The 22124-nt window shown below is 66.2% G+C and carries 17 protein-coding genes and 1 rRNA gene; 1 reads left to right on the top strand and 17 read right to left on the bottom strand.

Annotation, left to right across the window (positions count from 1 at the left end; all coding sequences use genetic code 11):
- Positions 1-16: 16 nt before the first annotated feature.
- The 14 genes from DID99_RS17755 to coq7 form a co-directional block, all read right to left on the bottom strand.
- Positions 17-769 carry a cell division protein FtsQ/DivIB gene (locus DID99_RS17755; RefSeq protein WP_124520021.1) on the bottom strand — a complete coding sequence of 251 codons (753 nt, stop codon included), beginning with the start codon at positions 767-769 and terminating at the stop codon, positions 17-19.
- Between the two features lie 19 nt (positions 770-788).
- Positions 789-1730 (bottom strand): D-alanine--D-alanine ligase, encoded by a 942-nt coding sequence (locus DID99_RS17750; RefSeq protein WP_040143319.1) that lies wholly within the window; start codon positions 1728-1730, stop codon positions 789-791.
- A 1-nt stretch (position 1731) separates the two neighbouring features.
- Positions 1732-3129: a UDP-N-acetylmuramate--L-alanine ligase gene (gene murC, locus DID99_RS17745; protein WP_044844234.1), complete on the bottom strand. Its 1398-nt coding sequence runs from the start codon at positions 3127-3129 to the stop codon at positions 1732-1734.
- Positions 3126-4229, bottom strand: coding sequence for an undecaprenyldiphospho-muramoylpentapeptide beta-N-acetylglucosaminyltransferase (gene murG / locus DID99_RS17740; RefSeq protein WP_124667237.1), 1104 nt, complete (start codon positions 4227-4229; stop codon positions 3126-3128). The genes murC and murG overlap by 4 nt, the downstream gene beginning before the upstream one ends.
- A gap of 121 nt (positions 4230-4350) precedes the next feature.
- Positions 4351-5634 (bottom strand): putative lipid II flippase FtsW, encoded by a 1284-nt coding sequence (ftsW, locus tag DID99_RS17735; RefSeq protein ID WP_044844236.1) that lies wholly within the window; start codon positions 5632-5634, stop codon positions 4351-4353.
- A complete protein-coding gene (gene murD / locus DID99_RS17730) occupies positions 5631-7142 on the bottom strand; it encodes a UDP-N-acetylmuramoyl-L-alanine--D-glutamate ligase (protein ID WP_044844237.1) in 1512 nt (503 codons plus the stop codon). The genes ftsW and murD overlap by 4 nt, the downstream gene beginning before the upstream one ends.
- Before the next feature lie 28 nt (positions 7143-7170).
- Entirely contained in the window at positions 7171-8340 is a 1170-nt protein-coding gene (gene mraY, locus DID99_RS17725; RefSeq protein WP_006752439.1) for a phospho-N-acetylmuramoyl-pentapeptide-transferase, read from the bottom strand.
- 16 nt (positions 8341-8356) lie between these two features.
- Positions 8357-9763: a UDP-N-acetylmuramoyl-tripeptide--D-alanyl-D-alanine ligase gene (murF, locus tag DID99_RS17720; RefSeq protein ID WP_124667236.1), complete on the bottom strand. Its 1407-nt coding sequence runs from the start codon at positions 9761-9763 to the stop codon at positions 8357-8359.
- A complete protein-coding gene (locus tag DID99_RS17715; RefSeq protein WP_124667235.1) occupies positions 9760-11298 on the bottom strand; it encodes a UDP-N-acetylmuramoyl-L-alanyl-D-glutamate--2,6-diaminopimelate ligase in 1539 nt (512 codons plus the stop codon). Before DID99_RS17715 ends, murF begins: the two co-directional genes overlap by 4 nt.
- Positions 11295-13142: a penicillin-binding protein 2 gene (locus DID99_RS17710; RefSeq protein WP_124667234.1), complete on the bottom strand. Its 1848-nt coding sequence runs from the start codon at positions 13140-13142 to the stop codon at positions 11295-11297. The genes DID99_RS17715 and DID99_RS17710 overlap by 4 nt, the downstream gene beginning before the upstream one ends.
- The gene (gene ftsL, locus DID99_RS17705; RefSeq protein ID WP_044844241.1) at positions 13139-13480 is read right to left on the bottom strand and encodes a cell division protein FtsL; all 342 of its coding nucleotides are present in this window, start codon (positions 13478-13480) and stop codon (positions 13139-13141) included. The genes DID99_RS17710 and ftsL overlap by 4 nt, the downstream gene beginning before the upstream one ends.
- Positions 13477-14418 carry a 16S rRNA (cytosine(1402)-N(4))-methyltransferase RsmH gene (gene rsmH / locus DID99_RS17700; RefSeq protein ID WP_044844251.1) on the bottom strand — a complete coding sequence of 314 codons (942 nt, stop codon included), beginning with the start codon at positions 14416-14418 and terminating at the stop codon, positions 13477-13479. The genes ftsL and rsmH overlap by 4 nt, the downstream gene beginning before the upstream one ends.
- Positions 14419-14441: 23 nt before the next feature.
- Positions 14442-14870 carry a division/cell wall cluster transcriptional repressor MraZ gene (mraZ, locus tag DID99_RS17695; RefSeq protein WP_006400450.1) on the bottom strand — a complete coding sequence of 143 codons (429 nt, stop codon included), beginning with the start codon at positions 14868-14870 and terminating at the stop codon, positions 14442-14444.
- A 388-nt stretch (positions 14871-15258) separates the two neighbouring features.
- Positions 15259-15885, bottom strand: a complete 627-nt coding sequence (gene coq7 / locus DID99_RS17690) for a 2-polyprenyl-3-methyl-6-methoxy-1,4-benzoquinone monooxygenase (RefSeq protein WP_059608158.1) — start codon at positions 15883-15885, stop codon at positions 15259-15261.
- A gap of 277 nt (positions 15886-16162) precedes the next feature.
- Between coq7 and DID99_RS17685 the strand changes: the two genes are divergently transcribed.
- Complete coding sequence (locus tag DID99_RS17685) at positions 16163-17320, top strand: porin (RefSeq protein ID WP_044844243.1); 1158 nt, start codon at positions 16163-16165, stop codon at positions 17318-17320.
- Positions 17321-17707: 387 nt separating this feature from the next.
- On the opposite strand, the gene DID99_RS17680 is transcribed toward DID99_RS17685, so the two are convergent.
- The 3 genes from DID99_RS17680 to rrf all read right to left on the bottom strand — a co-directional run bounded on the left by DID99_RS17680 (position 17708) and on the right by rrf (position 22097).
- A complete protein-coding gene (locus DID99_RS17680) occupies positions 17708-19381 on the bottom strand; it encodes a long-chain fatty acid--CoA ligase (RefSeq protein WP_124667233.1) in 1674 nt (557 codons plus the stop codon).
- Positions 19382-19517: 136 nt separating this feature from the next.
- Complete coding sequence (locus tag DID99_RS17675) at positions 19518-21593, bottom strand: molybdopterin-dependent oxidoreductase (protein ID WP_124667232.1); 2076 nt, start codon at positions 21591-21593, stop codon at positions 19518-19520.
- A 391-nt stretch (positions 21594-21984) separates the two neighbouring features.
- A 5S ribosomal RNA gene (rrf, locus tag DID99_RS17670) occupies positions 21985-22097 on the bottom strand.
- Positions 22098-22124 lie beyond the last annotated feature (27 nt).

Below are 22124 nucleotides of genomic sequence, written 5' to 3'. Positions count from 1 at the left end.
TGCGTGTGATCTCTCGTTACTTCTTGCGCTTGTCGGTATCGGTCAGGAACCGCATGCCTGCCGCACGAATCGCGAATCCGTTCGGATAACGCAGGTCCGCGTACTCGATGTCGTTGCCCCAACGCTCCGTGACAGCCGGCCACGCGGCGACGAGGCGCTGGCTCCGGTCATGCAGCGACTCGCTGTTGCGTTCCTTGCCCAGCTCGACCTGCATGCCGTTCGACAGCTTCACCGTCCACGCGTAGCGCGCCGACAGCGTCACTTCTTCCGGCGCCGCCTTCAGCGGCGCAAACCAGTTCGCGAAGTCGTGATACCGCGTGACGACTTCCTTCGCACTGCCCTCCGGGCCGTCGAACGCGGGCAATTCCTGATCCAGTTCGCCCTGGTTCGCGGTGAACAGCTCGCCGTCGACGCTCACGAGCTGCGCACTGCCCCAGGTCCCGAGCGGTTTGTACTCCTCGAGCGTGACAGCCAGCGCATTCGGCCACACCCGGCGCACGCTCGCGTGGCGCACCCACGGCATCTGCTCGAACGCGGCCCGCGCCGCGTCGAGATCGACCGTGAAGAAATTGCCCTTCAGCCGGCCGACCACGCCCGCACGCACCGTCGGCGAGTTGATGTGCTCGGTGTCACCATCGATCCGGATTTCGCGCAGCGCGAACGTCGGACGCTGGATCAGCCAGTAGCAGCCGGCCGCCGCCAACACGAGCAGCAACAGCGCGTACAGCGCGCTGGCGGCAAGGTTGAGTTGGCGAACGTTGTTCCACATACGTCGTTCCGTTCCTGCGTCAGTCGTTGAGCGTAAGCGACAGCACCTTCACGACCAGCTCCGAATAGCTGATGCCGATCGAGCGCGCGGCCTTCGGCGGCAGCGAGTGGTCGGTCATCCCGGGGGCCGTGTTCACTTCCAGGAAATACGCGTTGCCGGCGGCGTCGAGCATGAAGTCCGCCCGGCCCCAGTCGGTGCAACCGAGCACGTCGAACGCGCGGCGCGCGATGCGCTTCAGTTCCGCTTCCTGTTCGGCGGGCAGCCCGCACGGAATCAGGTACTGCGTGTCGTCGGCGACATACTTCGCGTGGTAGTCGTAGAACTCGCCGGCCGGCACGATCTTGATCAGCGGCAGGTCGAGATCGCCGGCGATGCACGCGGTGTATTCGCCGCCGCCTTCGATGCTCTTCTCGACGATCACGATCTTGTCGTGCGTCGCCGCTTCCGACAGTGCGGCGGGCAACGCGTCGGCCGTCTTCACCTTCAGCACCGCGACGCTCGAGCCTTCGCTCGCCGGCTTCACGAACAGCGGCAGGCCGAGCTTCGCGACGATGTCCGTCGCGCGCGCCGCGTAGTCGTCGCCGCGCATCACCGTCTCGAACGGCGGCGTCGGCACGCCCGTCTGCTGCCACACGAGCTTCGTGCGGAACTTGTCGAGGCCGAGCGCCGAGCCGAGCACGCCGCTGCCCGTGTAGCGGATCCCGTAGAAATCGAGTGCGCCCTGGATCTGGCCGTTCTCGCCGTAGCCGCCGTGCAGCGCGTTGAACGCGCGCACGAAGCCTTCGTCCTTCAGCGCCGACAGCGGCCGCTCGGCCGGGTCGAACGGATGCGCGTCGACGCCCGCGTCGCGCAGGCCCTGCAGCACGAGGCGGCCCGAGGTGAGCGACACCTCGCGCTCGGCGGATTCGCCGCCGAACAACACCGCCACCTTGCCGAAACGTTTCGGATCGATCCCGCTCATGTCATGCCTTCTGTTGAGTGTGTTGCACGAGCTTCGCCGGCACGCCGCCGATCGAACCCGCGCCCATCGTGATCACCACGTCGCCGTTCTGCGCGACCTTCGCCAATGCATCCGGCACGTCGTCGACCGTCGCGACGAACACCGGGTCAACCTTCCCCACCGCGCGCAGCGCACGCGACAGCGCGTCGCCGTTGGCCGTCGCGATCGCCGCTTCGCCCGCGGCATAGACTTCCGTCAGCACCAGCGCGTCGACCGTCGACAGTACGTTGACGAAATCGTCGAAGCAGTCGCGCGTGCGCGTGTAGCGGTGCGGCTGGAACGCCAGCACGAGGCGGCGGCCCGGGAACGCGCCGCGCGCGGCCGCGATCGTCGCGGCCATCTCGACCGGGTGGTGGCCGTAATCGTCGATCAGCGTGTACTGGCCGCCGTCCGCGCTCGGCACCTCGCCGTAGCGCTGGAAGCGCCGGCCGACGCCGTTGAATTCCGCGAGCGCCAGCTGGATCGCGTCGTCCGCCACGCCGAGATCGGTCGCGATCGCGATCGCCGCGAGCGCGTTCTGCACGTTGTGCAGGCCCGGCAGGTTCAGCACCACCGCGAGCGGCGCACGGCCTTCGCGGATCACCGTGAAATGCATGCGGCCGTCGCGCGCGTCGATGTCTTCCGCGCGCACCTGCGCGTCCGGCGACAGCCCGTAGCGCACGACCGGCTTCGAGATGAACGGGATGATCTGCCGCACGTTCGGATCGTCGACGCACACCACCGCGCTGCCGTAGAACGGCAGGCGCTGCGTGAACTCGATGAACGCCTGCTTGAGCCGCGCGAAATCGTGGCCGTAGGTGTCCATGTGATCGGCGTCGATGTTCGTGATGACTTCGATCACCGGATACAGGTTCAGGAACGACGCGTCCGACTCGTCGGCCTCGGCGACGATGAAGTCGCCCGTGCCGAGCCGCGCGTTCGCGCCGGCGCTGATCAGCCGGCCGCCGATCACGAAGGTCGGGTCGAGGCCGCCTGCCGCGAGCACGCTCGCGACGAGGCTCGTCGTCGTGGTCTTGCCGTGCGTGCCGGCGATCGCGATGCCCTGCTTCAGGCGCATCAGTTCCGCGAGCATCACCGCGCGCTGCACGATCGGCACGCGCTGGCTACGCGCGGCCAGCACCTCGGGGTTGTCCGAGCGCACGGCCGTCGATACGACGACCGCGTTCGCGCCCTCGATGTTCGCCGCGTCGTGGCCGATCGCGATCCGCGCGCCGAGCGCCTCGAGACGGTCGGTCACCGCGTTGCGCGACAGGTCGGAGCCGCTGACCTCGTAGCCGAGGTTGACGAGCACTTCTGCGATGCCGCTCATGCCCGCGCCGCCGATCCCGACGAAATGAATGTGTTTGACGATGTGTTTCATTGCAATTTTTCCAGGTTCGCGCCGGCCGCCTTCGCGCAGACACGCGCGACTTCGTCGGTGGCCTCGGGCTTCGCCAGCGAGCGCGAACGCTCCGCCATGTCCGCGAGCGACGCCCGCGACTGGGCGCGCAGCCAGTCGGCGAGCAGTTCCGCCGACAGGTCGCGTTGTTGCACCAGCACCGCCGCGCCCGCATCGGCGAGGAACGCGGCGTTGGTCGTCTGGTGGTCGTCGACCGCGTACGGGAACGGCACGAACAGCGCCGCCACGCCCACCGCCGCGATCTCCGACACCGTCATCGCGCCGGAACGGCAGATCACGAGATCCGCCGCCGCGTACGCGCTCGCCATGTCGTCGATGAACGGCACGAGCCGCACGTCTTCGCCGGCCGCGAAACCGGCCGCTTCGTAATTCGCCTTCAGCGCGTCGATGTGCTTCGCGCCGGCCTGGTGCACGACGCGCGGGCGCTCGTCCGGCGTCAGCAGCGCCAGCGCGCGCGGCACGACTTCGTTCAGCGCGGCCGCACCGAGGCTGCCGCCGACGACTAGCACGTTCAGCGGGCCGCTGCGCGACGCATAGCGTGCTTTGGGCGGTTCCGTGTGCGCAAGTTCCGCACGAATCGGGTTGCCCGTCCATTCCGCGTGCGGCAGCGCGCCGGGAAACGCGACGAGCACGCGTTTGGCCAGTTTCGCGAGCACCTTGTTGGTCAGGCCCGCGATCGAATTCTGTTCGTGCAGCACGAGCGGACGGCCCGACAGCGCGGCCATCACGCCCGCCGGGAACGTGATGTAGCCACCCATCCCGAGCACGACGTCCGGCCGCACGCGGCGCAGCGCGCCGAGGCTCTGCCAGCATGCGCGCAGCAGGTTGAACGGCAGCGTCAGCTTGGTCTTCAGGCCCTTGCCGCGCAGTCCGCCGAAGCGCACGTATTCCATCGGAATGCCGTGCTTCGGCACGAGCGTCGCTTCCATCCCGGCCGGATTGCCGAGCCACACGACGCGCCAGCCCGCCGCTTCCATCCGGTGCGCGACCGCGAGCCCCGGGAACACGTGGCCCCCGGTGCCGCCTGCCATCACCATCAGCGTGCGTCGCGACGCGGTCATACCTTCCCTCCCCGCATCAGCAAGAATGAACGAACGTTTTGGCTACGGCCGCTACGCTTAACTTCGCACGCTTCGCGCACGAAGTTAGCCTTCGCCGAAATCGCGTCCTGACGCAGGGAGGTCATACCTTCCCTCCCCGCATCAGGACGCGATTTTCATAATCGACCCGCAGCAGCACCGCGAGCGCGACACAGTTCAGCAGGATGCCCGAACCGCCATAGCTCACGAGCGGCAGCGTCAGGCCCTTGGTCGGCAGCAGGCCGAGGTTCACGCCCATGTTGATGAACGTCTGCGCGCCGAACCAGATACCGATGCCCTTCGCCGTCAGGCCCGCGAACGTGCGATCGAGCGCGAGCGCCTGGCGGCCGATCTCGAACGCGCGGCGCACGATCCAGTAGAACAGCAGGATCACGACCATCACGCCGACGAAGCCGAGTTCCTCGCCGATCACCGCGAGGATGAAGTCGGTATGCGCTTCGGGCAGGTAGTTCAGCTTCTCGACGCTGCCGCCGAGGCCGACGCCGAACCACTCGCCGCGGCCGAACGCGATCAGCGAATGCGTGAGCTGGTACGCCTTGCCCTGCGCATACCGTTCGTCCCACGGATCGAGATACGCGAAGATCCGCTCGCGACGCCACGGCGACAGCCATACGAGCATCGTGAAGGTGCCGACCGCCGTCGCGACCAGGCCGCCGAACAGCTTGCCGTTCACGCCGCCGAGGAACAGCACGCCCATCGCGATCGCGGCGACCACCATGAACGCGCCCATGTCCGGCTCGAGCAGCAGCAGCGCGCCGACGAGACCGACCGCGAACGCCATCGGCAGAAAGCCTTTCGCGAAGCTCTGCATGTACTCCTGCTTGCGCACCGTGTAGTTCGCCGCGTAGATCGTCACCGCGAGCTTCATGATTTCCGACGGCTGCATGTTCGTGATGCCGAGCGGAATCCAGCGGCGCGCGCCGTTCACGCCCTTGCCGACGTGCGGGATCAGCACGATCACGAGGCCGACCAGCGCGATCAGGAAGAGATGCGGCGCGTATTTGTCCCAGGTCGACACGGGCACGCGGAACGCGATCACCGCCGCGATGAACGCAACGACGAGCGACACGCAGTGGCGCATCAGGAACGCGTAATCGTGATACGACGCGTATTTCGGCGAATCGGGCATCGCGATCGACGCCGAATACACCATCACGACGCCGAGCCCGAGCAGCGCGATCGCGACCCACAGCAGCGAGTAGTCGAAGTCGAGCATCCGCGAGCGGCTCGGCCGCACGCCGTTGACGACGCTCGCGAGGCCGCCGGTCGCAGCGCGCGTGGCGGACGCGACGCGGCCGCCGGCGGCATTGCCGCCGGTGTCGCGCCGGTCGTTGAAACGGGAGACGAGGCGATCGGACCAGCTCATGGCGTCGCTCCTTTGTCGATGGCGACTTCATCCACCGCCGCGCGGAACACCTCCGCGCGATGGGCGTAGTTCCTGAACATGTCGAGGCTCGCGCACGCGGGCGACAGCAGCACCGCATCGCCCGGCTCGGCGAGCTCGGCGGCGGCACGCACCGCGCCTTCGAGCGTCGCGTGGTCCGCGAGCGGCACGCCGGTTTCGGCGAGCGTGTCGCGAATCGCCGGCGCGTCGCGGCCGATCAGCATCACCGCACGACACCAGCGCGCGACCGGCGCGACCAGCGGCGCGAAATCCTGCCCCTTGCCGTCGCCGCCGGCGATCAGCACGATCTTCTGCGCGAGCCCGTCGAGCGCGGCCACCGTCGCGCCGACGTTCGTTCCCTTGCTGTCGTCGACGTAGTCCACGTCGTCGATCGTCGCGATCACTTCGACGCGATGCGCCTCGCCGCGGTATTCGCGCAGCGCGTGCAGCAGCGGCGCTGCGGCCAAGTCGATCGCACGCGCAAGCGCGAACGCGGCCAGCGCGTTCGCCGCGTTGTGCAGCCCGCGGATGCGCAGCGCGTCGACCGGCATCAGGCGCTTCTGCGCGATGTCGGGCGTATGCGCGCCGTCGCGCTTGCGCCGGCGGGTCGTCGTCGTTTCGTCCGGCGCGTCGCGGTCGACCGCTTCGACCAGCCACGCGATACCGTTATCGCGCGACAGCCCGTAGTCGCCGTCCTGCACCGGTTCGTTCAGCCCGAACGTGACCGTGCGCGCCGCATCGGCCGCGCCGGCGGCCGGCGCGAACTTCATCACGGCCGCATCGTCGCGGTTGAGCACGCGCGTCGTCGTCGCGCCGAAGATCCGGCCCTTCGCGGCCGCATACGCGTCGAAGCTGCCGTGCCAGTCGAGGTGATCCTGCGTGATGTTGAGAATCGCGGCCGCGTCGGGTGCGAACGTGCGCGCCGTCTCGAGCTGGAAGCTCGACAGTTCGAGCACCCAGACGTCGGGCAGCGCCGTCTCGTCGATCGCGCCCGCGAGCCGGTCGAGCATCGCCGGGCTGATGTTGCCGGCGACGGCGACCTTCTTGCCCGAACGCCGGCACAGCAGGCCCGTCAGGCTCGTCGTCGTGGTCTTGCCGTTGGTGCCGGTGATCGCGAGCACCTTCGGCTGGTAGCCGCTCGTGCCGAGCGCGCGCAGCGCCTGCGCGAAGAATTCCAGTTCGCCCCAGACCGCGATCGCGCGCTCGTTCGCGGCCGCGATCAGCGCCGCCAGCGCCGGTTCGAGCGGCGACAGGCCGGGGCTCAGCCCGACGATCTCGACGCCGCCGTCGAGCAGCGCGGGCGTGAACGGCCCGCCGACGAACTCCGCATCGATGCCTTCGGCCTGCAGCGCGGCAAGGTTCGGCGGCGCCTCGCGGGTATCGGCAATACGCAGCCGGCACCCGTGCCTCGCGCACCACCGCGCGATTGCGAGGCCCGATTCACCGAGCCCCAGTACGAGCACCATCGGCCGCTGCCGATCTCCAAACATCTCGCCAGACATCCTTGTTACCTTTCCTTTACCGCAGCTTGAGGGTGGACAGACCGAACAGGCACAGCATCAGCGTGATGATCCAGAAACGCACCACCACCTGCGTTTCCTTCCAGCCGGACAATTCGAAATGGTGATGCAGCGGCGCCATCTTCAGCAGGCGCCGCCCTTCGCCGTAACGCTTCTTCGTGTACTTGAACCACGACACCTGCAGCATCACCGACAGCGTTTCCGCGACGAAGATGCCGCCCATGATGAACAGCACGATTTCCTGGCGCACGATCACCGCGACCGTGCCGAGCGCGCCGCCGAGCGCCAGCGCGCCGACGTCGCCCATGAACACCTGCGCGGGGTGCGTGTTGTACCAGAGGAACGCGAGCCCCGCCCCGCCCATCGCGGAACAGAAGATCAGCAGTTCACCGGCGCCCGGGATGTGCGGGAACAGCAGGTATTTCGAATAGACCGAGCTGCCCATCACGTACGCGAACACGCCGAGCGACCCGCCGACCAGCACGACCGGCATGATCACGAGCCCGTCGAGGCCGTCGGTCAGGTTCACCGCGTTGCTCGCGCCGACGATCACGAAATACGTCAGCACGATGAAGCCCCAGACGCCCAGCGGATAGCTGATCGACTTCAGGAACGGCAGCATCAGGTCGGCCCGCGCCGGCAGCCCCATCGACAGGCCGCTCCTCACCCACGCCATGAACAGGTCGAACACGCGCACGTTGTTCGCCTCGGACACGCTGAATGCGAGGTAGACCGCCGCGAACAGCCCGATCACCGACTGCCAGAAATACTTTTCGCGCGACGACATCCCGCGCGGGTCCTTGTAGACGACCTTGCGGTAGTCGTCGACCCAGCCGATCACGCCGAAGCCGAACGTGACGAGCATCACGATCCAGATGAAACGGTTCGTCAGGTCGCCCCACAGCAGCGTCGCGACCGCGATGCCGATCAGGATCAGCACGCCGCCCATCGTCGGCGTGCCGGACTTGACGAGATGGCTTTGCGGGCCGTCCTTGCGCACGGCCTGCCCGACCTTCATTTGCGTCAGCTTGCGGATCACCCACGGTCCGCACACGAGCCCGATACCGAGCGCGGTGATGGTAGCCATCACCGCACGGAACGTCAGGTACGTGAACAAGCGCAAAAAGCTTGCGTCTCCCTGCAGCCATTGCGCCAGCGCCAGCAGCATGCTTCCTTCCTTCTACTCAGTGTGCAGCGGGCACCGTGCCCGCCGCGGGTTGGTTCGTCAGCGCGTCGACCACGCGCTCCATCTTCATGTACCGCGAGCCCTTCACGAGCACCGTCGCCCGCGCGCCATAGCCCGCCGCGAGCAGCGCCGTCACCAGCGCGCCGACGTCGCCGAAGTGGCGGGCCGTCTCGCCGTACGCCGTGCACGCATCGCGCGACGCATCGCCGAGCGCGAACAGCGCATCGATGCCGCGCTCGCGCGCATACGCACCGATCTCCCGGTGAAACGCCGGGCCTTCGTCGCCGACTTCACCCATGTCGCCGATCACCAGCACGCGCGGCGCCGGATGGGCAGCAAGCACGTCGATCGCCGCACGCATCGAATCGGGGTTCGCGTTGTACGTATCGTCGACGACCGTCGCGCCCGCGAGGCTGCCGGCGATCGCCTGCTTCACCTGGAGCCGGCCCTTGACCGGTTCGAACGACTCGAGGCCCTGCTTGATCGCCGACAGTTCGACACCCGCGCCCAGCGCCGCGGCCGTCGCGGCCAGCGCGTTGCGCGCGTTGTGCTCGCCGAGCGCACGCAACCGCACCGTGACGGCGCCCGCCGGCGTGTCGATCGCGAGTTCGCCGCCGTGAAGGCGACCGACGACCTGCGCATCGTTCTGCCGTTCGGCGTCGTGCAGTGCGAAATCGAGGATCCGGTTGCCGGTCGCCGCGACGCGCCAGATGCCCGCGTACGCATCGTCGGCCGGGAACACCGCGACGCCGTCCGGCGGCAGCGCGTGGATCACGGCCGCGTGTTCGAGCGCGACGGCTTCGACCGTCGCCATGAATTCCTGGTGTTCGCGCTGCGCGTTGTTGACGAGCGCGACCGTGGGCGCGGTGAGGCGCGCCAGAACTTCGGTTTCGCCCGGGTGATTCATGCCGATCTCGATTACCGCGAGGCGATGCGCGGTCGACAGGCGCAGCAACGTCAGCGGCAGCCCGACGTCGTTGTTCAGGTTGCCGGCCGTCGCGAGCCGCGCGTCGGTACCGACCGCCGCGGCGAAGATCGACGCGATCATTTCCTTGACGGTCGTCTTGCCGTTGCTGCCCGTCACCGCGACGAGCGGCAGCGCGAATCGTTTGCGCCAGCCGTGCGCGAGCGCGCCGAGCGCGGCACGCGTTTCACCGCCTTCGATCGTCGGCATCGCGAGGCCCGCTGGCACGTGTGCGACGAGCGCCGCCGACGCGCCGCGCGCGGCCACGTCGCCGAGGAAGTCGTGCGCGTCGAAGCGCTCGCCCTTCAGCGCGACGAACAGGTCGCCGGGGCCGACCGTGCGGCTGTCCGTCGACACGCGCTCGAACGTGGTGTCCGGATCGCCGTGGACGGTGGCGCCGGGAATCAGGCGGGCGGCTTCGCCCAGACTGAGCATCGTCATTCGCCGCCTCCCTTGCCGTGCGTCGCGCGTGCCGCGAGTGCGAGCCGCGCGTGATCCTGATCGGAGAACGTGCGCTTCTTGCCCATGATTTCCTGCGTTGCCTCGTGCCCCTTGCCGGCCAGCACGACGACATCCTCGCGGGCGGCGCCGCGCACGGCCTGCAGGATCGCGCTCGCGCGATCCTCGATGCGGCGTGCGCGATCGGGCGCGGTCATGCCCGAGATGACCTGATCGATGATGCGCTGCGGATCCTCGCTGCGCGGGTTGTCGCTCGTGACGACGACTTCGTCGGCGAGCCGCTCGGCGATCGCGCCCATCAGCGGACGCTTGGTCGCATCGCGATCGCCGCCGCAGCCGAACATGCAGACGAGCCGGCCGCCGCGCGCCGCCGCGATCGGGCGCAACGCGTCGAGCGTCTTCTCTAGCGCGTCGGGCGTATGTGCATAGTCGATCACGACCAGCGGTTCATCGTTCGCCAGCCGGCCGCCAAGGCGCTGCATGCGGCCGTTGACGGACTCGAGCCGCGCAATCTCCGCGACCGCCGCGTCGAACGGCAGGTCGGCCGCGAGCAGCGAGCCGAGCACCGCGAGCAGGTTGCTGACGTTGAACGTGCCGAGCGTGCCGACCTCGATGTCCGCGTCGCCCCACGACGAGCGCAGGCGGAATGCCGTGCCCGTGGCGGTCGCGCGCACGTCGAGCGCGACCAGCTCGCGATCGGCGTCGGCTGCGTGCACGTCGCCGATCCCGTAGGCGATCGTGCGCACGCGGCCGGCCAGCTTCTCGAGCAGGCGGCGGCCGGCTGCGTCGTCGCGATTGACGACCGCCGCGCGCAGGCCGCGCCATGCGAACAGCTTCGACTTCGAGGCTTCGTACGCATCGAACGTGCCGTGATAGTCGAGGTGATCCTGCGTGAGGTTCGTGAACACGGCGATGTCGAACGCCGTGCCGTTCACGCGGCCCTGGTGCAGCGCGTGCGACGACACTTCCATCGCGACGGCCTTTGCGCCCGCGTCGTGCAGTTGCGCGAGGCTGCGCTGCAGCTGCGGCGCGTCCGGCGTCGTGAAGCCGGTCGGCACCAGCTGCCCCGGCATGCCGCTGCCGAGCGTGCCGATCAGCGCGCACGGCTGGTGCAGCGCCGTCAGCGCGGCCGCGATCCAGTGCGTGCACGACGTCTTGCCGTTGGTGCCGGTCACGCCGATGACGAGCAGGCTGTCGCTCGGGTCGCCGTACCAGCCGCTGGCGATCTCGCCGGCCAGCTGGTCGAGCGCCGGCACTGCGAGTGCGACGGGTGCGGCCGGCGCGGCTGCGAGGCCTTCCGGCTGGTACAGCACGGCGGCCGCACCGCGGGAGACGGCCTCGGCAATGAAGGCGCGATTGTCTGCCCCGTCGACCGCATAGCCGAGAAACACGTCGCCTGCCTGCAGGCTGCGCGTGTCGGCATGCAGTTGCGCCGCGGGGGCCACATGCTGGCGCAGCCACGCAAGCGCGGCCGCGATCTGCTGATGCGCCGGATGGGAACTGCGAGCGGCGCTCATCGAACAACTCCTGGTGAATTACGTGTCGTGCTGGATACGATCATATGCTTCGCACTGCCGCCGGCGGCGAGCTTTTGCGGGCCCGTCTTGGCGGGCGTGCCCGGCGTGTCGTCGGACACGACCAGTTGCTTGATCGGCATGTTCGGCGGCACGTTCAGCGCACGCATCGTGTCGCCCGCGATCGCCGAGAATACGGGGCCCGACACCTGGCCGCCGAAGTGGCTGCCGGCGGTCGGCTCGTCGACCGACACCGCGATCACGACGCGCGGATTCGGCATCGGCGCCATCCCGACGAACGACGCGCGGTACTTGCGCGTGTAGCCGTGACCCTCATGCTTGTACGCGGTACCGCTCTTGCCGCCGACCCGATAACCCGGCACGGCCGCATCCGGCGACGTGCCGCCCGGCGCGACCACCGTCTCGAGCATCGCGCGCACTTCGCGCGCGGTGGTCGGGTTGAACACCTGCGTGCCCACGATCGGCTGATTGGGGTCGGTCTTGAAAATGGTCACGGGCATCAGCTCGCCGTCGTGCGCGATCGCCGTGTAGGCGCGCGCGAGCTGGAACAGCGACACCGACAGGCCGTAGCCGTACGACATCGTCGCCTGCTCGATGCGCCGCCAGCTCTTCCACGGACGCAGGCGGCCGGCCACCGCGCCCGGGAACCCGACCTTCGGCGCCTGACCGAGGCCGATGCTCGTATACATATTCCACATTTCCTCGGGCCGCATCGTCATCGCGATCTTCGTCGCGCCGATGTTGCTCGACTTCTGGATCACGCCGCCGACCGTCAGCGTGCCGAAACCCGCGTCGTCGGTGATCGGCGCGCCGTCGAGCACGAAATGCCCGTTGCCCGTTTCGACGAGCGTGTTCGGCGTCACGCGGTGCAGGTCGAGCGCGAGCGACACCGTAAACGGCTTCATGATCGAGCCCGGCTCGAACACGTCGGTCATGATCCGGTTGCGCAACTGCTCGCCCGTCATGCGCGAACGGTCGTTCGGGTTGTACGTCGGATAGTTGACGAGCGCGAGCACCTCGCCGGTACGCACGTCGACCACCATCGCCGCGCCGGCCTTCGCCTTGAACTTCTCGACGGCGGCCTTCAGGTTCGCATACGCGATGTACTGGATCTTGCTGTCGATCGACAGGTCGACGTCTGTCCCGTTGTGCGGCGGAATCTGCTCGGCGACGTCCTCGACGATGTGCCCCATCCGGTCCTTGATCACGCGGCGCACGCCGGACGTGCCGGACAGCATCTTCTGGTCGCCGAGCTCGACGCCTTCCTGCCCTTCGTCCTCGACGTTCGTGAAGCCGATCAGGTGAGCGGTGATCTCGCCCTCCGGATAGAAGCGCTTGTATTCGTTGCGCTGATAGACGCCGGGGATGTCGAGCGCGGCGACCTTGTCCGCGATGTCGATCGGCACCTGGCGCTTCACGTAGACGAAACCCTTGTCTTCCGACAGCTTCACGCGCAGTTCCTTCGGCGTCATGCCGAGGAGCTTGCCGAGCTGATTGACCTTGTCCGCGCCGAGATCGTCCGGCACCGCATCCGGAATCGCCCAGATCGCGCGCACGGGCAGGCTCGTCGCGAGCACGAGCCCGTTACGGTCGAGGATCTTGCCGCGCGTGGCCGGCAGCTCGATCGTGCGCTGGTAGCGGCTTTCGCCCTGCTTCTGATAGAACGCGTTGCCGGGCCCCTGGATCCAGAACGCCCGCGCGGCCAGTGCGACGAACGCCATGAACAGCAGGAACACGACGAATTTCGAGCGCCACATCGGCAGGTGCACGCCGAGCACGGGGCTCGACGAGAATTTCACGTCCTGGCGCTTTTGTGCCGGCTTCATCGCGCGCCTCCCCCGCCCTTGGCGGCCGTCTCGGCCGAAGCCGGAATCGGTGCGTCGATCGCCTTCACGGCGCCCGGCGGCAGCGTCAGGTATTGGGTGCGACCCGTCGTGATCGCCTGCATCTTCAGCGAATCGTTCGCGAGTTGCTCGATACGCGACGTCTTCGACAGCGCGCTCTGCTGATATTGAAGCTGCGCGTAGTCCTGCTGGAGCTGACGCTCCTGCGACTGCGCGCGCTGCAGCTGGATGAAGATCTGGCGCTGCTGGTTCGTCGAGTTGACGACCGACAGCGCGCAGCCCATCACGATGATCAGCAGGAAGATATTGAAGCGGCTCATGGCGTGACGCGCTCCGCGATGCGCATCACGGCCGACCGGGCGCGCGGATTCGCGGCAACTTCCGCTTCGCTCGGAAACTGGCGGCTGATGATCTTGAGCGGCGGGCTCGGGAGGTCGACGGCGCGGATCGGCAGGCGACGATCGACCGCAGGCGCGCTCGCGTGCGCCTGCATGAATCGCTTGACGATCCGGTCCTCGAGTGAATGAAAGCTGATGACCACCAGCCGCCCCCCTTGCTCCAGCAACGACAATGCCGCGTCTAGTACGACTTGCAGGTCCGCAAGCTCTTGATTGACGTGAATCCGTATAGCCTGAAAGGTGCGGGTTGCCGGATCCTTGCCCTTCTCACGGGTTTTGACGACGTTACCCACGATTTGGGCAAGCTCGCCCGTGGTGTCGAGAGGCCCAAGACGGTCGGACTCTGCCCGGCGAGCAACAAGCGCCTTTGCAATCTGAAAAGCAAACCGTTCTTCCCCATAATCCCGTATCACCTCCGTCAATTCCTGCACCGAAGCCCGCGCGAGCCACTCGGCCGCCGACTCGCCGCGCGTCGGATCCATTCGCATGTCCAGCGGGCCATCCGCGCGAAAGCTGAAGCCGCGCGCCGGATCGTCCACCTGCGGCGAGGACACGCCCAGGTCCAGCAACACACCCGACACCTTCTCGACGCCGCGCGCCGCAAGCGCGTCGCGCATCGATGCAAAGCTGTCATGCACGATCGAGAAGCGCGCATCCTCGATGCGCTGCGCCGTCTCGATCGCCCTCGGATCCTTGTCGAACGCGATCAGCCGGCCGGCCGCCGCCAGCCGCGCGAGCACCGCGCGGCTGTGACCGCCGCGCCCGAACGTACCGTCGACATAAATGCCGTCCGGCCGCGTCACGAGCGAATCGACCGCTTCGTCCAGAAGCACGGTCCGATGCTGCAATTCGTTTCCCATCGCGGGCGTCTCCGTCACCGCAATCAGAACGTGAAATTCTTCAGCGCGTCGGGCATGCCCTGCGCCATCGCTGCCTGCTCCTTCGCGATGTAGGTCTGCGAATCCCACAGCTCGAAGTGACTACCCATTCCCAACAACATGACTTCCTTTTCCAGTCCGGCCGCCATCCGCAGCTCGGGCGATACGAGAATCCGGCCCGCGCTGTCGAGATCGACATCCATTGCATTGCCGAGAAAGATCCGCCGCCACCAATGTGCATCCATCGGCAGCGCGGCGATCTTGGCGCGGAATACCTCCCATTCGGGGCGCGGAAACAGCAACAGGCAGCCGTCCGGGTGCTTGGTCACAGTCACCCGTCCTTCTGCCTGTCCTTGCAGCGCTTCGCGATAGCGAGCCGGCACCGACATCCGCCCTTTCGCATCGAGCGTCAGCGCCGACGCCCCTTGGAACACTTTCCGCTCTCCCGTTCAGGGCACCGAAGCACCCGCTCAACGCTCAAGAATTTAGCCCGAATAGCCCGCCAAATCACACAAAAATACACTTTCTCACACTGTCTCCCACTTTAGAGGAAGGGTTTGGCACGGTCAAGGGAGCGGCCCGGTTTTTTGACGAATTTTGTTAGTTAGAACAAGGACTTACGCGCACATGCTCATGCGGCCCCTCATACCAAAAACCGTTATAAATGAATGAGCTAGTGCAACTTGTGAAGGTGATACGTGAGAAAGGCGGGCCAGACTGGCGTGCGGACGGGGCTTTCGGGGGCGGGAAAACGCGGAAAAAACGGGCGGTATCGATGGGTGACGGAGGTGGGCGGCGTCATGCGCCGCCCACCTCCGAATGTCACAGATAGTATGCAGTGCTCGTCATGACTTTCGACGCGGCGCGCATCAGCATCCGTGCGGGCAGCGGCAGTTCGATCCCGCCGGCATCGGTCGCGGCCTTGCCGTGCTTCACCTCGTCGAGCCGCATCTGCTCGACGATCGCGCGCGACGCCGTGTCGGTCGCCGGCAGCTCGGACAGGTGCCCGTCGAGGTGGCTCTCGACCTGACGCTCCGTCTCCGCCATGAAGCCGAGGCTGACCTTGTCGCCCAGCGTGCCGGCGACGACACCGATCGCGAGCGCGCCTGCGTACCACAGCGGGTTGAGCAGGCTCGGACGCGAATCGAGTTCCTTCAGCCGGTGCGCGGTCCACGCGAGATGATCCTCCTCCTCGCGCGCGGCTTCCTCGAACATCGCCTTCGACGACGACGAGCGCGCGGTCAGCTTCTGCGCCTGATAAAGCGCCTGCGCACAGACCTCGCCGACGTGGTTCACGCGCATCAGCCCCGCGGCATGCGTGCGCTCCGCGGGGGTCAGTTCGCCGGCCGGCGGCTCCGCCGGCGCGGGCACCGGGCGGCTCATCCGGCTAATGCCGGTCAGCGATCGCAGGCCGCGATCGAATTCGCTGATCAGTTCGTCCAACACCATCCTGTTCTCCTGGCTGCGTGCGCTGCCGCGGGCGGCAACGGCACGTGCTCCGCTACGTAACCGACTTGATTATTCAGCGGAAATTGCGGTTAACCCGTGATTTTAACCATTGTTGCATAAAGGAAACATGGGAACCTTGAGCCACGGCATTTCGCTTTGTCGGAAAAATCGGCTTTGCTACATTACGTGCGACTTCTTGCGAAGTTGATGGGGCCCGTCAACACACCATAACTATCCGCCCCGCCAAAAAAATTCAGTGATTCTTGGAGATCCGTTAATGAAAAAGTCGCTTCTCGCGCTCGTCGCGCTGGGCGCGTTTGCTGGCGCTGCACATGCGCAAAGCAGCGTGACGCTTTACGGCATCATCGATGAAGGCTTCATCTTCAACAACAACGCCAAGGGCGGCCATCTGTACGGCCTGGCAAGCGGCGTGATGCAAGGCAGCCGCTTCGGCCTGCGCGGCACCGAAGATCTGGGCAGCGGCCTGAAGGCGATCTTCGTGCTCGAGAACGGTTTTGACGTCAACTCCGGCAAGCTCGGCCAGGGCGGCCTGATGTTCGGCCGCCAGGCTTACGTCGGCCTGTCGAGCCAGTACGGTACGGTCACGCTGGGTCGCCAGTACGACTCCGTCGTCGACTTCGTCGGCCCGCTCGAGGCAGGCGACCAGTGGGGCGGCTACATCGCCGCTCACCCGGGCGACCTCGACAACTTCAACAACGCTTACCGTGTGAACAACGCGGTCAAGTACACGAGCCCGACCTACGGCGGCTTCTCGTTCGGCGGCCTGTACAGCTTCGGCGGTCAAGCCGGCCAGTTCTCGAAGAACCAGGTCTGGTCGCTCGGCGCCGGTTACAACAACGGCCCGCTGGTGTTGGGTGTCGGCTACTTGAACGCACGTACGCCGGCGAACTTCGGCGGCATGTTCAATACGGGCGCGTCGGCTGCGGCGACGGCCGTGTCGTCGCCGGTCTACGGCGCGTATGCGAACAGCGCGAACACGTACCAGGTCATCGGTGCGGGCGGCGCATACACGTTCGGCGCAGCGACGATCGGCGCGACGTACTCGAACACGAAGTTCAAGGGCTTCTCGGTCGGTCCGTTCGTGAACCAGACCGCGACCTTCAACAACGGCGAAATCAACTTCAAGTATCAGCTGACCCCGGCATTGATCGTCGGTGCGGCGTACGACTACACGCAAGGCAGCAAGATCGACGGCAACTCGGCAGCCAAGTACCACCAGGGCTCGCTGGGCGTCGACTACTTCCTGTCGAAGCGCACGGACGTCTACGTGATCGGCGTGTACCAGCATGCATCGGGCAACACGCTCGACTCGGCAGGCAACGTCGTTCAGGCACATGCTTCGATCAACGGTCTCGATCCGTCGACGACCAGCAACCAGGTCGCAGCGCGTGTCGGTATCCGTCACAAGTTCTAATCCGCTTGCCTGACAAGCCGCAGCATCTTGAAGGCGCCTTCGGGCGCCTTTTCTTTTGGGGCTGCGAAGCGGTGTGCGGTGTGCGGTGTGCGGTGTGCGGTGTGCGGTGTGCGGTGTGCGCGGAATGATCGCCGGGTAACGCACTCTTGCCGACGAATCGTTCGCGATGCTGACTCGACACGAACGCCACCATTTGCCGACTCCGGCGTGCAGCGAAGTGCCGCCCCGTTCGAATCGAGTCGGCGGCGGGCGGCCCGACCGGGGCGCTCCGCCCGCCGCGGCGCGCCCGGACGAACGCGCGCCGTTCCGATATGGCGCGGCAGCCCTGATGCGCACCACAAGCAAAAGAGCCCGGCACAGACCGGGCTCCTTCGTTCGACTTGGGTGTTACACGCGTCCGTCGCGCAGCTCGCGCCGCAGGATCTTGCCGACGTTCGTCTTCGGCAGCTCCGTGCGGAACTCGACGAGTTTCGGCCGCTTGTAACCGGTGAGCCGCTCCTTGCAGTACGCGAGGATGTCCTTGTCGGTCAGCGCCGGATCCTTCTTCACGACGAACAGCTTCACGGCTTCGCCCGAATGCTCGTCTGGCACGCCGACCGCCGCCACCTCGAACACGCCCGGGTGCGACGCCACCACGTCCTCGACCTCGTTCGGATACACGTTGAAACCGGATACCAGGATCATGTCCTTCTTCCGGTCGACGATCTTCACGTAACCGCGCGCGTCCATCACGCCGACGTCACCGGTCTTGAAGAAACCGTCCGCGAACATGACCTTCGCGGTTTCTTCCGGGCGGTTCCAGTAGCCGGCCATGACCTGCGGCCCGCGGATGCAGATCTCGCCCGGCTCGCCGAGCGCGACGTCGTTGCCGGCGTCGTCGCGGATGGCAATTTCGGTCGACGGCAGCGGCAGGCCGATCGTCCCGCTGTACTCGGTCGCCGTCACGGGGTTGCAGGTCGCGACCGGCGACGTTTCGGACAGGCCGTACCCTTCGATGATCGCCGTTTGGGTCTTCTCGTACCAGCGCTTCGCGACGCCTTCCTGGATCGCCATGCCACCGCCGTTGGCGATCACGAGCTTCGACAGGTCGAGCTGGTTGAATTCGGGATGGTTCAGCATTGCGTTGTACAGCGTGTTGACGGCGGGAATCGTCGAGATCTGGTATCCCTTCAGCTCCTTGATCATGCCGCCGATGTCGCGCGGATTCGGAATCAGGATGCCCATGCCGCCCGTGCGCATCGTCAGGAAGCCGCAGACCGTCAGCGCGAACACGTGATAGAGCGGCAGCGCGACAACCGTCACGAATTGCTTCACCTCCGGGTACTTCGCGTGCGCGGGATGGTGCCAGGCGCCGGCCTGCAGCACGTTCGACACGATGTTCCGGTGCAGCAGCGTCGCGCCCTTCGCGACACCCGTCGTACCGCCCGTGTACTGGAGGAACGCGACGTCGTCGGGGCCGATCTTCGGCGGCTTGAAGGTCTGCCGCGCCCCTTCGGACAGCGCGGCCTTGAAGCGCGTGAACGACGGGAGCTGCCAGGCCGGCACCATCTTCTTCACGTTGCGTACGACGTAATTGACGAGCCAGCCCTTGATGCCCAGCAGGTCGCCCATCGACGCGACCACGACATGCTTGACGTCGGTATTGGCGATAACGGCCTGCAACGTCGACGCGAAATTCTCAAGAATGACGATCGCCTCGGCCCCGCTGTCCTTCAGCTGATGTTCGAGCTCGCGCGGCGTATAGAGCGGGTTGACGTTGACGACGGTGTAGCCCGCGCGGAGCACGGCAACGATCGCCACCGGGTACTGCAGCACGTTCGGCATCATGAGCGCGACGCGTGCGCCGCGCTTCAGGCCACGCGACTGCAGCCACGCGCCGAACCGGCGTGACAGTGCATCGAGTTCGCCGTACGTGATGCTCTTGCCCATGCAGACGAACGCCTTGCGGTCGCGATACTGCGTGAAGCTCTCGTCGAGGAGATCCGGGACGGAAGGATATGGAGACGCGTCGATTTCGGCTGGAACGCCGGGTGGGTACGATTTCAGCCAAATTTTATCCATACCGCGCGTCTCCTCACTGATTTTCGAATGGTCGTGCTAAAACGCATCGTAGCGGCTCGCCCGTCCTGAGACAACAGGGTTAGATGTCCACTTCGAACTTTCGAACGCATTCGTCCGATCATATCTGGAAGTTCCGTCAAGTCCGCTCAACTTCCACCAAACAATCGTAAAAGGTCGCCGAGTTGCCGAGGTCGGTCAGCGCCTGACTCGTCACTTCGTTCGCGTTCCGACCGTCCGCCGACAATTTCTTCCACCAGATCGACAGTCCGACGACGAGCCCCGCCCGCGCGCGATCGGTCACTCTTGCGACCGCCTGCATCGATCCGCGGTCGTTGAATATGCGTACGACGTCGCCCTCCCCGATGCCGCGCGCATCGGCGTCGGCCGGATGAATATCGAGATGCGGCTGGCCTTCCGTGCTGCGCAGGCTGTCCACGTTCACGAATGTGCTGTTCAGGAAGTGTCGGGCCGGCGGCGAAATCATCGCGAGCGGGTAGCGGGCGGCGAGTTCAGGCGCCGCCTCCGCCGATTCGAACGGCGGCAGGTAATCGGGCACCGGGTCCATGCCCATCTGCTCGAGTCGCGCGCTGTAGAACTCGCATTTGCCGGACGGTGTGCGAAAGCCGCCATTCGCGAAAGGCGCGTCCGCCACCTTGAGCTTCAGCCAGCCGGCACGCTTCAACGTCTCCCAGTCGCTGTCGAGCGCCGGATCGTCCCAGCGAAGCGCCGCCTGCGCGACCTGTTCGTCGCTGTGATAAAGCGCGGGCTCGTCCAGCCCCATGCTGCGCGCGATGCCGCGAAAGATTTCGGTGTTCGGTCGTGCGTCGCCGACCGGCGGAATCGCCGGCAGATTCGCCATCACATAGGTGTGGCCGTACGACTTGTGGACGTCGAGATGCTCGAGCTGCGTCGTGGCCGGCAACACAATGTCGGCGAAGTCGACGGTATCTGTCTTGAAGTGCTCGAGAACGACCGTGAACAGGTCTTCGCGCGCGAACCCGGCGGCGACTTTCGACGAGTCGGGGGCAACCGCAACCGGATTCGAGTTGTAGACGATCACTGCTTCGACCTTCGGCCCGAAAGTCGCGTCGCCCGGATGCAGCAGTGCATCGCCGATGGCATTCATGTTGATGATGCGCGGCAGTTTCTCCGGCCAGCCGGGCATCAGATCGGGGCGCAGCAGCGCCGCCTGATTGACCGGTGCAGATTCCGACGACGACAGCAGCAGCCCGCCGGCCCGGTCGCGCCACGCGCCCGTCAGCGCAGGCAGGCTCGCAATCGCGCGCACGGCGTTGCCGCCCCCGCGCACGCGCTGCATGCCGTAATTGAGGCGGATCGATGCCTTGCGGGTCGCGCCGTAACGACGTGCGAGTTCGATCAGTTCCGACGCCTCGATGCCGCAGATTTGCGCGACACGCTCCGGCGGATAGGACAGGGCTCGCGCCTTGAGCGCATCGAAGCCGAGCGTATGGCGTGCGATGTAGTCGTGATCGAGCAGATCCTCGGTGATCAGCACATGCATCATGCCGAGCGCGAACGCTCCGTCGGTGCCCGGTTTCAATGCGATGTGCTGATGGCATTTCTCTGCCGTCAGCGAGCGGTAGGGATCGATTGCGACGAGACGGGCGCCGCGACGCTTGGCTTCCTGCGCACGGGTCCAGAAATGCAGGCTGGAGGCGATCGGGTTGGCGCCCCAGATCAGGATCAACTCGCTTTCCTCGAAATGCTCGAGATGCATGCCGACGCTTCCGCCATACGTATAGCGCAGCCCTGCTGCGCCGGCCGCCGCGCAGATGGCCCGCTCGAGCCGGGACGCACCGAGTTTATGGAAGAACCGCTGGGCGATGCCTTCGCCCTGCACGAGCCCCATCGTTCCCGCGTAGCTGTACGGCAGGATCGCCTCCGGCGCGCGCGCGGCGATTTCGCCGAGACGACGACCGATCTCGTCGAATGCTTCGCTCCAGCTGATCGGCACGAAGCGCCCCTCCCCCTTCGCGCCCACGCGCTTGAGGGGAACAGTGAGTCGGTCGGGATGATGAACGCGGTCGGCGTATCGGCTGACTTTCGTACACAGCACGCCTTGCGTCGGCGGATGGTCGGGATCGCCCGCGACCTTGATCGCCCGACCGTTTTCGACGGTCACACGCATTGCGCACGTGTCCGGACAATCGTGCGGGCATACGGCCCGAGCTATCTGAGTGGCGGCGTTCATCGTTCTGGATGCTACTGGGGTGGAGATTCGCAAATTCTACGTGGCCACGCCGAATAAGGCGTCATTTCGCACGAGTTTCCGGCCTATTTGGCTAAAAAGCGGAGGCGGCGGACGGCGAATATCGATACGGGACGAACTTTGAAAAGTCGGTGCGACGATGTGGAGCGGGTATGAATGGTGCCAGGCCAGCGGCTTCGCCGAGTTCGCGCGAGTCGATTATTGACCGAAGATAGAAGCGAACAGGCGGGCGAATGGTCCTGGAGGATGGAAAGTGGATATGCGTTGCGGCTTGAGCAACAAACGGGAGAGATTCGACGGCCTGAGATCGCGTATTTCTTTGCTGCAAATGCAAAAACCCCCGCCTTTCGGGCGGGGGTTTCTGGCTTAGGGAGCCTGACGATTACCTACTTTCACACGGGAATCCGCACTATCATCGGCGTAGAGTCGTTTCACGGTCCTGTTCGGGATGGGAAGGGGTGGGACCGACTCGCTATGGTCATCAGGCAAAGAGGGTTGTCACGTTGCTTCGCA

The organism is Burkholderia sp. Bp8986 (genome assembly GCF_003854225.1).
Taxonomy (GTDB): Bacteria; Pseudomonadota; Gammaproteobacteria; order Burkholderiales; family Burkholderiaceae; genus Burkholderia.
The sequence above is the reverse complement of the archived record's forward strand: the minus strand, read 5'-3'. Positions and strand labels throughout refer to the sequence as shown.